Origin of the sequence: Pseudomonas sp. UM16 (assembly GCF_050312595.1) — a bacterium.
In the GTDB taxonomy this organism is placed as follows: domain Bacteria; phylum Pseudomonadota; class Gammaproteobacteria; order Pseudomonadales; family Pseudomonadaceae; genus Aquipseudomonas.
In genome coordinates, this window is the sequence record NZ_JBNPJT010000108.1 from 1 (window position 1) to 218 (window position 218).

Annotated in this window: 1 tRNA gene; it reads right to left on the minus strand. The window is 53.2% G+C overall.

The features are described 5' to 3' along the window. Positions 1–74: transfer RNA gene (locus tag ACQRAX_RS25780), tRNA-Arg, on the minus strand. Positions 75–218 lie beyond the last annotated feature (144 nt).

Here is a 218-nt window from a genome sequence, read left to right on the forward strand (position 1 = left end):
TGCACTCAGGAGGATTCGAACCTCCGACCGCTCGGTTCGTAGCCGAGTACTCTATCCAGCTGAGCTATGAGTGCAGGGTTGGCGCTTGATGGACCAGATCACCTCTGGTTGAAGCTGAAGCAACTTTCAATATGAAAACTACTTCGTCGTATGGTGCACTCAGGAGGATTCGAACCTCCGACCGCTCGGTTCGTAGCCGAGTACTCTATCCAGCTGAG